At 71.4% G+C, this 14,682-nt stretch carries 13 protein-coding genes and 1 pseudogene; 8 read left to right on the top strand and 6 right to left on the bottom strand.

The genetic code is table 11. The annotated features are described in order from the left end of the window. Together SACPADRAFT_RS28235 and SACPADRAFT_RS0216380 are read left to right on the top strand one after the other, a co-directional pair. On the top strand, nt 1-1,203 hold a 1,203-nt coding region (locus SACPADRAFT_RS28235; RefSeq protein WP_051442488.1), incomplete at its 5' end, for a hypothetical protein. A 177-nt stretch (nt 1,204-1,380) separates the two neighbouring features. Beyond that, on the top strand, nt 1,381-2,544 hold the full coding sequence (locus tag SACPADRAFT_RS0216380) for a cystathionine gamma-synthase (RefSeq protein WP_007023328.1): 1,164 nt from the start codon (nt 1,381-1,383) through the stop codon (nt 2,542-2,544). 137 nt (nt 2,545-2,681) lie between these two features. Here the strand turns inward: SACPADRAFT_RS0216380 and SACPADRAFT_RS0216375 are convergent, their stop codons facing one another. Beyond that, a complete protein-coding gene (locus tag SACPADRAFT_RS0216375) occupies nt 2,682-2,951 on the bottom strand; it encodes a hypothetical protein (protein ID WP_007023327.1) in 270 nt (89 codons plus the stop codon). A 195-nt stretch (nt 2,952-3,146) separates the two neighbouring features. Here SACPADRAFT_RS0216375 and ilvA point away from each other — a divergent pair, with 195 nt between their 5' ends. Then, a complete protein-coding gene (gene ilvA, locus SACPADRAFT_RS0216370) occupies nt 3,147-4,352 on the top strand; it encodes a threonine ammonia-lyase (RefSeq protein WP_007023326.1) in 1,206 nt (401 codons plus the stop codon). A gap of 112 nt (nt 4,353-4,464) precedes the next feature. Here ilvA and hppD read toward each other — a convergent pair whose 3' ends face one another. Continuing rightward, nucleotides 4,465-5,649, bottom strand: a complete 1,185-nt coding sequence (gene hppD, locus SACPADRAFT_RS0216365; protein WP_028662515.1) for a 4-hydroxyphenylpyruvate dioxygenase — start codon at nt 5,647-5,649, stop codon at nt 4,465-4,467. 119 nt (nt 5,650-5,768) lie between these two features. Between hppD and SACPADRAFT_RS0216360 the strand changes: the two genes are divergently transcribed. Further along, nucleotides 5,769-6,236 carry an Lrp/AsnC family transcriptional regulator gene (locus tag SACPADRAFT_RS0216360; RefSeq protein ID WP_007023324.1) on the top strand — a complete coding sequence of 156 codons (468 nt, stop codon included), beginning with the start codon at nt 5,769-5,771 and terminating at the stop codon, nt 6,234-6,236. Between the two features lie 206 nt (nt 6,237-6,442). On the opposite strand, the gene greA is transcribed toward SACPADRAFT_RS0216360, so the two are convergent. Together greA and SACPADRAFT_RS0216350 are read right to left on the bottom strand one after the other, a co-directional pair. Beyond that, nucleotides 6,443-6,940, bottom strand: a complete 498-nt coding sequence (greA, locus tag SACPADRAFT_RS0216355) for a transcription elongation factor GreA (protein ID WP_028662514.1) — start codon at nt 6,938-6,940, stop codon at nt 6,443-6,445. 174 nt (nt 6,941-7,114) lie between these two features. After that, nucleotides 7,115-7,603 carry a DUF4307 domain-containing protein gene (locus SACPADRAFT_RS0216350; protein WP_007023322.1) on the bottom strand — a complete coding sequence of 163 codons (489 nt, stop codon included), beginning with the start codon at nt 7,601-7,603 and terminating at the stop codon, nt 7,115-7,117. 222 nt (nt 7,604-7,825) lie between these two features. On the opposite strand from SACPADRAFT_RS0216350, the gene mca reads away from it, so the two are divergent. The 4 genes from mca to SACPADRAFT_RS0216330 all read left to right on the top strand — a co-directional run bounded on the left by mca (nt 7,826) and on the right by SACPADRAFT_RS0216330 (nt 13,178). Then, nucleotides 7,826-8,722 (top strand): mycothiol conjugate amidase Mca, encoded by an 897-nt coding sequence (gene mca / locus SACPADRAFT_RS0216345; protein ID WP_007023321.1) that lies wholly within the window; start codon nt 7,826-7,828, stop codon nt 8,720-8,722. Continuing rightward, nucleotides 8,719-9,111, top strand: coding sequence for a hypothetical protein (locus tag SACPADRAFT_RS34080; RefSeq protein ID WP_007023320.1), 393 nt, complete (start codon nt 8,719-8,721; stop codon nt 9,109-9,111). Before mca ends, SACPADRAFT_RS34080 begins: the two co-directional genes overlap by 4 nt. Before the next feature lie 106 nt (nt 9,112-9,217). After that, the gene (locus SACPADRAFT_RS0216335; protein WP_007023319.1) at nt 9,218-11,221 is read left to right on the top strand and encodes a thioredoxin domain-containing protein; all 2,004 of its coding nucleotides are present in this window, start codon (nt 9,218-9,220) and stop codon (nt 11,219-11,221) included. Between the two features lie 61 nt (nt 11,222-11,282). Then, the gene (locus SACPADRAFT_RS0216330; RefSeq protein ID WP_007023318.1) at nt 11,283-13,178 is read left to right on the top strand and encodes an acyl-CoA dehydrogenase family protein; all 1,896 of its coding nucleotides are present in this window, start codon (nt 11,283-11,285) and stop codon (nt 13,176-13,178) included. Between the two features lie 205 nt (nt 13,179-13,383). Here SACPADRAFT_RS0216330 and SACPADRAFT_RS0216325 read toward each other — a convergent pair whose 3' ends face one another. Continuing rightward, nucleotides 13,384-14,340, bottom strand: coding sequence for an extracellular catalytic domain type 1 short-chain-length polyhydroxyalkanoate depolymerase (locus tag SACPADRAFT_RS0216325; protein ID WP_007023317.1), 957 nt, complete (start codon nt 14,338-14,340; stop codon nt 13,384-13,386). 1 nt (nt 14,341) lies between these two features. Further along, a pseudogene (locus SACPADRAFT_RS34075) lies at nt 14,342-14,656 on the bottom strand (tannase/feruloyl esterase family alpha/beta hydrolase); the annotation flags it as partial. Between the last annotated feature and the right edge of the window lie 26 nt (nt 14,657-14,682).

Here is a 14,682-nt window from a genome sequence, read left to right as displayed (position 1 = left end):
CAGGGCGCGCCGGGTGGTTTCGACCCGTCGCAGGGTGCCCCGGGCGGGTTCGGCCAGCCGCAGGGTGCCCCGGGCGGGTTCGGGCAGCAGGCACCCGGTGGTTTCGGCGCACCGGGCCAGCAGCCGCCGCAGGGCTTCGGGCAACCCGGCGGTTTCGACCCGTCGCAGGGCCAGGGCGGCTTCGGTGGACCCCCGCCGGGACAGTTCGGCGCTCAGCCCCCCGGCTTCGGCGGCCCCGGGTACGGCGCGCCCGGCCAGGGCGGCGGCGGGAGCAAGCAGATCATCGGCATGATCGTCGGTGGCGTCGTCGCGCTGCTGGGCGTGGTGTCGCTGATCATCACTTTCCTCGACCTGTCCGATATCAACAAGTACGCGGACCGACTCGAGGGAATACCTCAGGAGCAGGTCGACCAGGCTCTCGACCAGCTCGGCGTCGCGTCCCCCGGAACTCTGACGTTCTACATCATCATGGTGATGGTCGGGGCGGTCGCGGCGATGGCGGGCGGGGTGCTCTCGGCGTTGGCGAGCAAGCTGAGTAAGGCGCTCCGGACGGTCGCCGCGGCTGCCACCGCAGCCGGCGGTGTGCTGCTCATTGTGTTCGGGATTCTTCTGATGGTCGGCACGAGCATCTCGGACGATCACGGGCTCCCAGCCGGCGCGGGAGGCGCGCCGAGTCTCGGCGCGGGCCTTTTGTACCTGCTCGTGGGCATCCCGGTCCTCGTCGTCGGTGTCCTCGCCTTCGTGCCTCCGACCGCGGCACTCTTGGGTCTCGATGGCGGTCAGGGAGGCCGTGGTGGCTCGGGCGGATTCGGGCAGCCGGGCCAGTTCGGGCAGCCGGGCCAGTTCGGGCAGCCGGGACTGTACGGCCAGCCGGGGCAGTTCGGGCAGCCCCAGCCGGGCGGTCAGTACCCGGGCAGTGGCGGGTTCGCCCAGCCCGGCCAGCCGGGCCAGTTCGGGCAGCCGCCCCAGCAGCAGCCGGGCGGTCAGTACCCCGGTAGCGGCGGGTTCGCGCAGCCGGGACAGCCGCCGCAGCAGCCTGGTGGCCAGTACCCCGGCAGCGGCGGGTTCGCCCAGCCGGGCGGGCAGTACCCGGGCAGTGGCGGGTTCGCCCAGCCCGGGCAGCCCAGCCAGTACGGGCAGCCGCCGCAGCAGCAACAGCAGGGCGGATTCGGGCAGCAGCCGGGCCAGCCGCCGCAGTGGTGAGCCGCCGCAGTGGTGCGACGCCGGTGGTGATCTCGCAGGCGTGACGGGTCTGACCCGGCGCCACGGGGCCGTGGGGTGACGGAACGGGTGAGCCGTCGCTCCACGGCCCGTCGTGTGTCGGGCCCGGTTCGCCGATCCACGGCGGCGTGTGCCGGGGGCCCGCCGTAGGCTGTGGGCATGGTTGCAGACCCCGCCGACTACGGCTTCGAGACGCGCGCCATCCACGCCGGTCAGGAGCCCGATCCCCGCACCGGGTCGGTCATCGTGCCGATCTACCAGACCTCCACCTACGCACAGGACGGGGTGGGCGGTACCCGCGAGGGGGACTACGAGTACTCGCGTACGGCCAACCCGACCCGGAGCGCGCTGGAGGAGGCGCTGGCCGCCCTGGAGGGCGGTCGGCACGCGCTGGCCTTCTCCTCCGGGATGGCCGCCAGCGACGCGGTGTTGCGGACGGCGCTGCGTCCGGGTGATCACCTGGTGCTCGGCAACGACGTCTACGGCGGCACCTTCCGGCTCATCGACAAGGTGCTGACCGGGTGGGGCATCCACTACAGCGTCGCGTCCCTGTCCGACCTGGACGAGGTCCGCTCCGCGATCCGCCCGGAGACCAAGCTGATCTGGTGCGAGTCGCCCACCAACCCGTTGCTCGGGATCGCCGACATCGGCGCGTTGTCCGAGATCGCCCATGTCAGCGGCGCCCGCGTGGTCGTGGACAACACCTTCGCGACCCCGTACCTGCAGACACCGCTGGAACTCGGGGCGGACGTGGTGGTGCACTCCACCACCAAGTACCTCGGCGGCCACTCGGACGTCGTCGGCGGCGCGGTGATGACCCACTCCGACGAGCTGCGCGAGCAGTTGTTCTTCCTCCGGAACTCGGCGGGCGCGGTGCCCGGCGCGTTCGACGCCTGGCTGACCCTGCGCGGGCTGAAGACGCTCGCCGTGCGGATGGAACGTCACTGCGCCAACGCCGAGCTGATCGCCGAGGCACTGTCGGTGCATCCGAAGGTGGACCGCGTGTACTACCCGGGGCTGGCCGAACACCCGGGGCACGCGCTGGCGGCCAAGCAGATGCGGCGCTTCGGCGGCATGGTGTCGTTCACCCACGTCGACGGCGAACAGGCCGCGCTGGACACGGCCGCGGCCACGAAGTTGTTCGTCCTCGCGGAGTCGCTGGGCGGTGTCGAGTCGCTGGTCGAGCACCCGGGCCGGATGACGCACGCCAGCGTCGCCGACTCGACCCTCCAGGTGCCCCCGTCCCTGGTCCGCCTGTCGGTCGGCATCGAGGACCCGCACGACCTCCTGGCCGACCTCCGCTCCGCCCTCGACACACACTGACCCCCCGCGGGTGCCGGCGTTGTGCCGTGAAGGACTCCTTCGCTGCGTCACAGGCAGTGAAGGGGTCCTTCACGGCACCAGGCGCAGTGAAGGGGTCCTTCACGGCACCAGGCGCAGTGAAGGGGGCCTTCGCGGCGTCACGGGCGGTAGCTCTCCGGGGGTAGTCCCGGCAGGGCGGGGCGGTCGTGGTCGCGGACGACGTCGTCCTCGTGCAGGTCCGCGGCATCGACGCACCCGCCCACGAGCGTGACGGCGCCGTCCTGCTCCGTGTACCGGGCGGGCTCGCACGGTGCCTCCGCGACGGTGTACACGGCGGCGCCGGTCAGGGTCATGGCCGAGAGCACGCCGGCGAGCAACGGCAGGACACCGGCGGAACCCGACGCGGATGCGGTACTCGCCCGTCCCATGGTGTCTCCCTCACTCGATCGGGTTCTGTGTCGCCGTCACCGGGAGTACCGGAGGCCGCGCCCCGGTACTCCGTCCCCCGCAGTGTTCCCCGTGACCGCGCAGGGCGACCGACGCGGCACAAGCTTACCCAATCGTGATCCGGACCGTGTGCGTAACCTCGTCGTGATCCGGTCGGCGGTGACATCATCGCGGGCATGGGACTTGTCAGCGTGGACACAATCCGCGAGACGAGGCAGTTGCTGTCGACCGTCGTGCGCAACACGCCGATGGAACACGCACGCGACCTCGAATCCGCGCACGGAGGGCCGGTGCACCTCAAGTGCGAGAATCTGCAACGCACCGGATCCTTCAAGATCAGAGGCGCCTACGCCCGCATCCACGGGCTGAGCGAGGCCGAACGGGCCCGTGGTGTCGTCGCGGCCAGCGCGGGCAATCACGCCCAGGGCGTCGCGCTCGCCGCATCGCTGCTGGACACGAAGGCGACGGTGTTCATGCCCGAACGCGCGCCGTTACCGAAGCTCGCGGCCACCCGTGGTTACGGGGCGGAGGTCCATCTGCACGGTGCGGTGCTGGAGGAGACCCTCGCCGAGGCGAAGGCGTTCGCCGAGCGCACCGGAGCGGTGTTCATCCACCCGTTCGACCACCCGGACATCATCGCGGGACAGGGCACCGTGGGCCTGGAGATCCTGGAGCAGCTTCCCGAGGTGGCCACGGTGCTGGTCGCGACGGGCGGTGGTGGTCTCGTCGGTGGTGTCGCCGCGGCGGTCAAGGCGGAGCGGCCGGATGTCCACGTCGTCGGGGTGCAGGCGGAGGAGGCCGCGGCCTTCCCGCGCTCGCTGGCGAGCGGGGGGCCGGTGCGGCTCGAACGGACGCAGACGATGGCCGACGGTATCGCGGTGGGCGAGCCCGGCCCGGTCAGCTTCGCGCACGTGAACTCGCTCGTGGACGACGTGGTGACCGTGGGGGAGGAGTCGCTGTCCCGCGCGGTGCTGCAGTGTCTGGAGCGGCGCAAGCTCGTGGTCGAGCCTGCCGGGGCCGCCGCCGTGGCCGCGTTGCTCGAACACGAGAAGATGTTCGAACCGCCCGTCGTCGCCGTGCTCTCCGGTGGCAACGTCGACCCGTTGCTGCTGTTGCAGATCATCCAGCACGGCATGACGGCGGCGGGACGCTACCTCCACCTGCGGCTGTGCGTGCCGGACCGGCCGGGTTCGTTGGTGAGTGTGCTCTCCCGGGTGAGCGAACTCGGGGCGAACGTGCTCGACGTCGAGCACTCCAGGATCTCGGGCCGCCTCGCGATGGGCGAGGTCGAGATCGCGCTGAAGCTGGAGACCCGCGGCCCCGACCACTGCGAGACCGTCGCCGCCCAACTCCAACGCGCCGGCTTCACGGTCATGTTCTGACCACGCCGGGTGGTGCCGTGAAGGGCACGTTCCCTGCGCGTGACGCAGCGGATGTGCCCCTCACGGCACCTGACGCGGGGAAAGTGCCCCGCACGGCACGATCCGGCCCGCGTCAGAGGTTGCCGCGGCGCTCCTGTTCGCGCTCGATGGCCTCGAAGAGGGCCTTGAAGTTGCCCTTGCCGAAGCCGAGCGAACCGTGGCGCTCGATCAGCTCGTAGAACACGGTGGGCCGGTCACCGATCGGCTTGGTGAAGATCTGCAGCAGGTAGCCGTCCTCGTCCCGGTCGACGAGGATGCCGTGCTCCTTCAACGTCTCGATCGGCACCCGCACCTCGCCGATCCGCGCCCGCAGCTCCGGGTCGTCGTAGTAGCTGTCCGGCGTGGCGAGGAACTGCACCCCGGCCTCGCGCATCGCGGTCACCGTGGCGATGATGTCGTTGGTCGCCAGCGCGATGTGCTGACACCCGGAGTCGCCGTAGAAGTCCAGGAACTCGTCGATCTGCGACCGCTTCTTGCCCACGGCCGGCTCGTTGAGCGGGAACTTCACCCGGTGGTTGCCGTTCGAGACCACCTTGCTCATCAGGGCCGAGTACTCGGTGGCGATGTCGTCGCCGACGAACTCCGCCATGTTCACGAAGCCCATGATGCGGTGGTAGAAGTCCACCCACTCGTCCATCCGGCCCATCTCGACGTTGCCCACGCAGTGGTCGACAGCCTGGAACAGGCGACGCGGGGCACCCTCCGGCCGCGGGACCGTGCGGGTCCGTGCCTCGTAGCCGGGCAGGTAGGGACCCGAGTAGCGCGAGCGGTCGATCAGCGAGTGCCGCGTCTCACCGTAGGTGGCGATCGCCGCCCTGCGCACGGTCCCGGCCTCGTCCGAGACGTCGTGCGGTTCCTCGAGCACCGTCGCCCCCTGGGCACGGGCGTGCGTCACACACTTGTCCACATCGGACACCTCGAGGGCGAGGTCGGTGACCCCGTCGCCGTGCCTGCGGTGGTGGTCGAGCAGCGGCGAGTCGGGACGGACCCCACCGTTCACCACGAACCGCGCCGAGCCGGACTTCAGCACGAACGACTTGTGGTCGTGGTTGCCGGTCTCCGGGCCCGAGTAGGCGACGAGCTCCATGCCGAAGGCGGACTGGTACCACCACGCGGTCTGCGTGGCGTTGCCGACGGTGAACACGACCGCGTCCATCGCGGTGACGGGGAACGGGTCGGTCGACAGGTCGTGGTCGACCAGGCCGACGAGTTGGCGTAGCTGGTCGTAACTGACGTCGTCGAGTGCTGGGTTGGCCATGCCCGAGAGCATGCGCGGGGAGGGCATACTGAGCAACAGTCGACGCTCGTACTGGTCAGTCTGCGCAGTCGAATTGGCATTCGGGTGATCAGACTGGACAACTTGTGCAGGAGGTGCGCATGAGGCTGGACTCGTTGGACGCGCGGTTGCTGTTGCTGCTGACCGACGCGCCACGTCTCGGCGTGCTGGAGTGCGCGCGCAGGTTGGGGGTGGCGCGCGGCACCGTGCAGGCCCGGCTCGACCGGCTCACCGCCGCGGGCGTGCTCACCGGATTCCCCCCGGAGCTCGACCTGGCCGAGATGGGGTACGGGTTGACCGCGTTCGCCGTGCTGGAGATCGCGCAGGGACACCGTGCCGAGGTCGCGGCCGCCCTGGCCGCGATCGACGAGGTGTGCGAGGTCCACGCGACGACCGGCCAGGGGGACCTGTTCGTCCGCCTCGTCGCGCGGTCCAACGACGACCTCCAGCGGGTGATCGACGAGGTCGTCGGCGTGGCGGGAGTACGCCGAACGGCGACCTCGATCGCCCTGTCCACGCCGGTGCCGCCCCGCGTGCGCCCCCTGCTCGAACGGATCGCGCAGGAGTGACCGTGCAGAACGCCCCGACACGCACGGGCCGGTACCCGCACCGGGGAGTGGGCGCCTCCGGACTCCGGACGCGCCCACGGACGCGCGTGGGTACCGACCCGTGGTTTCGGGATGTTGTTCCCCGGCCGGACCGGCCGGGTGGACGGGTGTCGTGACGGCGGAACCACGTGCGGACCGGCTTCACCGGTCCGCCGGGTCGTGCGGCCTCACGAGGTGTAGGGCACCGCCTTGACCAGGGTGACCTTCTGCGTGCCGCCGTTCGGCAGCACGTATTCGCGGGCCTCGCCCTCCTTGGCGCCCAACAACGCCTTGCCGAGCGGCGACTCCGGCGAGTACGTCTCGACGGCGCCCTCACCGCCCTCTTCGCGGGTGGCGAGCAGGAAGGTCTCCTCGTCGTCCTCGTCACCGTCGTACCGCACCGTCAGCACCATTCCCGGCTCGGCGATGCCGTCGTCCTTGGGCGCCTCGCCGACCTTCGCGGTGCGAAGCAACTCCTGTAGGTGCCGGATTCGGGCTTCCTGCTGACCCTGTTCCTCCCGGGCGGCGTGATAGCCACCGTTCTCCTTCAGGTCGCCCTCTTCCCGGCTGGCGTTGATCTTCGCTGCGATGACCGGACGATTCTCGATCAGCTCGTCGAGCTCGTTCTTGAGCCTGTCGTAGGCATCCTGGGTCAGCCAGGTCACCTTGGCTTCGCTCACGGTCACCATCTCCTTCTAGCGCCTGCCGAGCCTGGGTGTACAAGCCGGCGCCACGCCGTCGTGGCTGGTAATAAAGGAAAGACACGGCCCGTGCGGGCCGTGCCGTTGAGACCAGGATAGCACGAAGCGGGCCCCGGCGGTCCCTGTTCGCTCAGGGGGTACGCGCACTCGGCGCGGATTTCACCCCGTTGGCCGCTCGGAGGTTGACAGGTATTCCGGCACATTGTACGAGCACCCGATGACGTCCGCCGTCACCGGTCGCCCGTTGCTGTGCACCACCGTCGTGAGCCGCTCCCGGCCGGGCGGGGCGTACATCTCCCTCCGGCCGCTCTCCGCGCCGGAGGAGTCCCGCACGCGGACGATGCAGACCCCGGGCCGCGTGGGTTCGGTGCGGAGGACGTCCACGGTGACCTCCATGGCGTTGCCGGGGCGTTCCGTGAACGCCACCCGCTGCCCCTCGATGGGGGTCACGGCGAGGGTGGTGTAGCCGAAGTAGGTCGCCGCGGTGCCCGCGACCAGCGCGAGCGCGACGAGGACCCACCGCCGCCACCGTGGGGGGCGCCGGTGCGTGAGGTCGTCGTCGCCGTCCGCGGTCGCCCGGGACGGTCCGCCGCCGGGTGCCTGCCCGGCGGCGCCGGGGCCGGTCGGCCCGTTCTCCGCGCTGTTCAACCAGGCCTCCGGGATTCGTGTCGGTACGGCGGGGAGAATGAAAAGAGCTGCCTCGTGTGTTGAGTATCCGTGTAGGCGTACGGGCGGACGCCAGGGGGTCCGGCCCGGCAGTTCGTGGGCACGGACGGCCGACGGGGCGTGTGGGCACGGACGGCCGACACGGTGCGCAGGCACGACGACGGTGAGCGGAAAGGAACCGGACGGGACATGGGAGCCGACGGGATGAGCGCTGACAGGACGGACGCGGGGTTGCGGCTGATGGCGGTGCACGCGCACCCCGACGACGAGTCCAGCAAGGGCGCGGCCACGATGGCCCGCTACGTCGCCGAGGGCCACGACGTCATGGTGGTGACCTGCACCGGGGGAGAAGCGGGCAGCGTGCTCAATCCGGCGATGGACAAGCCGGAGGTCCACGAGAACATGACGCGGCTGCGCCGCGAGGAGATGGCCCGGGCCGCCAAGATCCTCGGCGTGCGACACCGCTGGCTGGGTTTCGTCGACTCCGGCCTGCCCGAGGGCGACCCACCGCCCCCGCTGCCCGAGGGCTCGTTCGCGCGGATCCCCCTCGACGGGCCGGTGGAGAAGCTGGTGCAGGTGATCCGGGAGTTCCGGCCGCACGTGGTGACCACCTACGACGAGACCGGTGGCTATCCACACCCGGACCACATCCGCTGCCACGAGGTGTCGATGGCCGCCTGGGACGCGGCACCCGACCCGGACCGTTTCCCGGAGGCGGGCGCGCCGTGGCAGCCGCTGAAGCTGTACTACTCGCACGGCTTCTCCCGCGCGAAGTTCACCGCTTTCCACGAGGCCCTCGTCGAACGGGGGCTCGAGTCGCCCTACGCCGAGTGGCTGAGCAGGTGGGATCCGGACAAGCCCGACGTCATGGAGCGGGTCACCACGCAGGTACCGTGTGGTGACCACTTCGACGTCCGGGACGACGCCCTGCGTGCGCACGCCACGCAGATCGACCCGAACAGCCGCTGGTTCGCCGTGCCGCTGGACATCCAGCGGCGGCTGTGGCCGACCGAGGAGTACGAACTGGCACGGTCCCTCGTCGACACGACGTTGCCGGAGGACGATCTGTTCGCGGGGGTGCGAGAGAGGATGACGACATGACGCCGGACGTGCTCACGGCACTACCCGCCGCCACGGTGGCGCCGGTCACCTCGGCCGAGGTATTCCTGGCGCAGTCCCAGCCCGGTGGCGAGGGGGCGGACTTCGGCAAGTCCTCGCCCGTGGGCCTGTTGCTGCTGCTGGTCTTCCTCATCGCCGTGGTCTTCCTCGTGCGTTCGATGACCAAGCACCTCAAGCGCGTGCCCGCGTCGTTCGACGGCGAGGGCGACAGGGCCGGCGACGGGGACCCGGCCGACGACACCGACACCGCCGGTGCCACGGACTCCACCGACACCGCGGACTCCACCGACACCACGGCGGACGGCGCCCCGGGTGGCGCCGGGGGACCGGTCGGCGGCGCGGAGGAGGCCGCGGCCACCGGCCGGGAGTGAACCGGATCCGACGCGCTCGCCCGGTCCCGATCGTGGTGCGGGCGGGCCCGTCGGACCGGCCTGTCGGATGACGGCACCGGGTTTTCCGGTGTGAGACGCTGGAGGGGTGAACCGCCTAGCCACCGCGACCTCGCCGTACCTGCTCCAACACGCCGACAACCCGGTGGACTGGTGGCCCTGGTGCCCGGAGGCGCTCGCCGAGGCACGGCAGCGGGACGTGCCGATCCTGCTGTCCATCGGCTACGCCGCCTGTCACTGGTGCCACGTCATGGCGCACGAGTCGTTCTCGGACGCGGACACCGCGGCCTACATGAACGAACACTTCGTCAACATCAAGGTGGACCGCGAGGAGCGCCCGGACATCGACGCCGTGTACATGACGGCGACCCAGGCGATGACCGGCCAGGGCGGCTGGCCGATGACGTGTTTCCTCACCCCCGACGGTGAGCCGTTCCACTGCGGTACCTACTACCCGCCGGTCTCGAAGCACGGACTGCCCTCGTTCGTCCAGGTGCTGACCGCCGTCACGCAGGCGTGGACCGAGCGCAGGGACGAACTCGTCGAGGGCGCGGGCCGGATCGTCACGCACATCGCCGAGCAGACCGGGCCGCTGTCCGAGCATCCGGTCGACGAGCAGGCCCTGTCGTCGGCGGTGGCGAAGCTGCGGCAGGAGGCCGACCCGGCCAACGGCGGGTTCGGCACCGCGCCGAAGTTCCCGCCGTCCATGGTCCTGGAGTTCCTGCTGCGCCACCACGAGCGCACCGGTTCCGCCGAGGCCCTGTCACTGGTGGAGCTCACCGCCGAGCGGATGGCCCGGGGCGGGATCTACGACCAGCTCGGGGGCGGGTTCGCCCGCTACTCCGTCGACGTGGCGTGGGTCGTCCCGCACTTCGAGAAGATGCTCTACGACAACGCGCTGCTGTTGCGCGCCTACGCGCACCTCGCGCGGCGCACGGGATCCGCGATCGCCACGCGCGTCGCGGGGGAGACGGCCGAGTTCCTGCTGCGGGACCTGCGCACCGCCGAGGGCGGGTTCGCCGCGTCGCTGGACGCGGACACCGACGGTGTCGAGGGCCTGACGTACGTGTGGACCCCGGAGCAGCTCGTCGAGGTGCTCGGGCCGGAGGACGGTGCCTGGGCCGCCGAGCTGTTCGGCGTCACCGAGGAGGGCACCTTCGAGAAGGGTGCGTCCACGCTGCGCCTGCCGCATGACCCGGACGACCCCGCACGCTGGCTGCGGGTGAGCACGGCGCTGTTTCAGGCGCGCGGCACCCGGCCGCAGCCCGCCCGCGACGACAAGGTGATCGCGGCATGGAACGGTCTGGCGATCACGGCGCTGGCCGAGGCCGGGACGGCGCTGCGCCGGCCGGAATGGGTGGACGCGGCCGTGTCGGCCGGGGCGTACCTGCTCGACCGGCACCTGGTGGACGGCCGGTTGCGCCGCAGCTCGCGGAACGGCGAGGTCGGCGCCGCCAACGGCGTGCTGGAGGACCACGGCTGTCTGGCCGACGGCCTGCTGGCGTTGCACCAGGCCACCGGCGAGTCGGTGTGGCTGCTCGAGGCGACCCGGCTGCTGGACATCGCGCGGGAACGGTTCGCGGTGGCCGACACCCCGGGCGCCTTCCACGACACCGCCGACGACGCCGAGGCGCTGGTGCACCGGCCGTCCGACCCGACCGACAATGCCAGCCCCTCGGGCGCGTCCACGGTGGCCGGGGCGCTGCTCACGGCGTCGGCCCTGGTGGGGCCGGAGAAGGCGAGCGACTACCGGGCGGCGGCCGAGCAGGCGGTGAGCCGGGCGGGGGCGCTGGTGGCCCAGGTCCCGCGGTTCGCCGGGCACTGGCTGTCCGTGGCCGAGGCCATGGCGGCCGGTCCGGTGCAGGTCGCCGTCGTCGGTCCGGACGCCGAGGCGCGGTCGGAGCTGCTCTCCACGGCCGCGCACGACGTCCACGGCGGAGGTGTGGTGCTGGGCGGCCCACCCGAGTCCGAGGGCGTCCCGCTGCTGGCCGACCGGCCGCTGGTGGACGGCTCGGCCGCGGCCTACGTCTGTCACGGCTATGTCTGCGACCGCCCGGTGACGACCACGGAGGAACTGCTCGACCGCCTCTGAGCCCGGGGCGCGGGTGCCCGGGCACGCTGCGGACGTCGCGGGGCTCCGGCAGTCTTGATCTATGAACGCACTGACGGAGGCACTGACTCAGGTCCTCGACGGCCGGTGGGCCCCGGTCCGCAGGGACGTCCGCGAGCAGTTGGCCGCACTCGAACCCGAGGTGGCGACCGGGCTCGACGTCGAGGGGCAGCGGGCACGGACGGCCGAGCGGATGCGGCGGTTGGCCGACTCCGGCAAACCCCGGCTCGGCTTCCCGCCCGCCCAGGGCGGTGGGGGCGACGTCGGGGGCGCGGTCGTGTCCTTCGAGATGCTCGGTCTCGGTGACCTCTCCCTGATGGTCAAGGCCGGGGTGCAGTGGGGGCTGTTCGGGGGAGCCGTGCAGCTGCTGGGCACCGAACGGCACCACGAGCGGTACCTGGGCGAGATCATGTCCCTGGACCTGCCCGGGTGTTTCGCCATGACCGAGACCGGACACGGTTCGGACGTGCAGAACCTGCGCACCACGGCGACCTACGACGCCGACGCGGGGGAGTTCGTGGTGCACACCCCGGAGGAGTCGGCGCGCAAGGACTACATCGGCAACGCGGCCCGGGACGGCCGCATGGCGGTGGTGTTCGCCCAGTTGGTCACCGAAGGGCGCTCGCACGGGGTGCATGCGTTCCTGGTGCCGATCCGGGACGCCGAGGGGCGTCCCGCCGACGGGGTGACGATCTCCGACTGCGGCCCCAAGGCCGGCCTCAACGGCGTCGACAACGGCCGGCTGCTCTTCGACCGGGTCCATGTGCCGCGGACGGCGCTGCTCAACCGCTACGGTGACGTGCTCCCGGACGGCAGCTACACCAGTCCGATCGACAGTGACAACCGCCGGTTCTTCACCATGCTCGGCACCCTCGTGCGGGGCCGGGTCAGTGTGGCGGGCAGCGCGGGGAACGCGACGAAGCGGGCGCTGGCACTCGCGGTGCGCTACGCCGAGCGGCGACGGCAGTTCGAGGCCCCCGACGGCGACGAGGTCACGATCCTCGACTACCGGGCGCACCAGCGCAGGCTGCTGCCCGCCGTGGCCACGAGCTACGCCCTGCACTTCGCGCAGGAGGAACTGGTGGCCGCGCTGGACGAGCTGCACAGCGCCACCGAGGTGGACCCCACCCGGCAGCGGGCGCTGGAATCCCGGGCGGCGGGCCTGAAAGCCGTGGCCACCTGGCACGCGACGGGTGCGATCCAGGCCGCGCGCGAGGCGTGCGGTGGCGCGGGATACCTCGGCGAGAACATCCTGCCGACGCTCAAGGCCGACACCGACGTGTTCACCACGTTCGAGGGGGACAACACCGTCCTGCTGCAACTGGTGGCCAAGAGCCTGCTGACCAACTACAGGGACCAGTTCGAGGACCTGAGTCCACTGGCGACGGCGCGGTTCGTGGCCGAGCAGTTCATGGGGACGGTGATCGAGCGCACCGCGGCGCGACAGGCGGTCGAGCGCCTGGTCGAGGCCACCCCGGCGCGGGACGACGACGAGGTGGTGTTCGACCGCGGCTGGCAGTGCAAGCTGTTCGAGGACCGCGAGGAGCACATTGTGGACGGTCTCGTCCGCCGCCTGCGGTCCGCCGGGCGGGACGACGCGTTCGCGGCGTTCAACGACGCGCAGGACCACGTGCTGCACGCCGCCCGGGCACACGTCGACCGGCTGGTGCTGGAGGCGTTCGTGGCCGCCGTCGACCGGTGTTCCGACGACGCCGCCCGCGACCTGCTCGGCCGGGTGTGCGACCTGTACGTGCTGTCCACGGTCGAAGCCGACCGCGCGTGGTTCCTCGAACACGGCAGGCTCAGCGGCAGCCGGGCGAAGGCCGTCTCGGCGGGCGTGAACCGGCTCTGCGCCGACCTGCGCCCACACGCCCGCACCCTGGTCGACGCCTTCGCCGTCCCCGAGGAACTCCTCCGAGCCCCCATGCTCACCCCTTGACCCACCCACCCCACCCCCGCGAGTCGCCACCCCATGCCCGCGAGTTGACGCTCCAGACCCGCGAATCGGCGCCCCCGTGGTGGCCAGGGATGGTCCGCGACGAGGCCGGGCGGGTCCTCGGTCCCGGACCCGTAACGGCAACTCGCGCGCCTGTGACGTCAACTCGCGGCCAGGGAGCGTCGACTCGCGGGCGTGGGGTGGTGGGTCAGGTCAGGTTCCAGGTGTCGGCGAGGTACCAGGCGGTGCAGGCGTCGACGTCCAGCATGTGGGCCGCGGTGTGGCCGCACCGGGTCGTCCCGGTTCCCGGGTCGACGGGCTGGCCGTGTCCCATCCCGGTCACCGTGACCGTCTCCACCACGGAGCTGCCCCGGTCATCGGTGTAGACCGCGTGCGGGTACCCGGCGACGGTGCCGGTCCGATCGGGTGTGGTGTCGGTGCCGTGCACGTCGGTCCACTGTTCGACGAGTTCCCGCTGGTTCGCCACACTGACGGTGTAGTCGGCGTCGCCGTGCCACACGGTCATCGTGGGCCACGGACCGGTGTGCGGACTCGCCGCCCGGACCCGGTCGCCCCACTGCTCGGGAGTGAGGTCCTTCCCGGGATTCATGCAGGTGTAGGCCTCGTAGAGCGCGGAGGCGCAGCGGTAGGGCAGACCGGCGACGACACCACCGCCCGCGAACCGTTCGGGGTAGGTGGCGAGCACGGCCGCCGTCATGCCACCGCCCGCGGACAGTCCGGTGACGTACACCCGGGACGGGTCGGCTCCGGTTCCGGTCACGGTGTGCTCCACCATGCTCGCGATCGAGGCCACTTCGCCCCAGCCGCGGGTGGTGTCGGCGGACTGGAACCAGTTGAAACATCCGTTGTAGTTGTTGATGCCGCGTTGTTCCGGCAGGACCAGTGCGAAGCCGAGACGCTGCGCCAGTTCGACCCAGCCGGAGTCGACGCCGTAACCGGTGGCGTTCTGGCCGCACCCGTGCAGGGCGACCACGACCGGACTGCCCTCGGCGAGACCGTCCGGCACGTATTCCAGCATGCGCAGGTTGCCCGGGTCGGACCCGAAGGACGGCACCTCGGTGATGCCGTCCGACCGTGCGCCCGCGGCCTGCGCCGATGTGCCCAACAGTAGCGCCGTCGCGAGCAGGGGGAGCAGTGTGCGCAACCCATCCGTGGGTGGTGTTGGTCGTCGAGTCGTCCGGGAAGTAGCCGTCGATCTGCACCCCCGGCACCGGGTCGGGCACGGGCAGTGACTCCTGGGTCAGACCGGCCCAGTCGGCGGGGTCGGTATGTCCGCTGTGGACCGTCCCGGCCGTGGTGAGGTCGTTCAGACAGGCCGACACCTGGTGTGTTGCCGAGGGCACCCGGATCCGCTCGTGCCCCGCGCAGTCCGCCTCCCGCGGCGTGTGGGCGAGCACCGCGGGGACCTGCAGGACCCCCGCGACCACCACCGCCAGTGCCACCGTGCCCAGCCTGCGCATGACACCCTCCCGCGTCGTCCGTCCTC

This window comes from Saccharomonospora iraqiensis subsp. paurometabolica YIM 90007, from assembly GCF_000231035.2.
GTDB classification, from domain to species: Bacteria; Actinomycetota; Actinomycetes; order Mycobacteriales; family Pseudonocardiaceae; genus Saccharomonospora; species Saccharomonospora paurometabolica.
The sequence above is the reverse complement of the archived record's forward strand: the minus strand, read 5'-3'. Positions and strand labels throughout refer to the sequence as shown.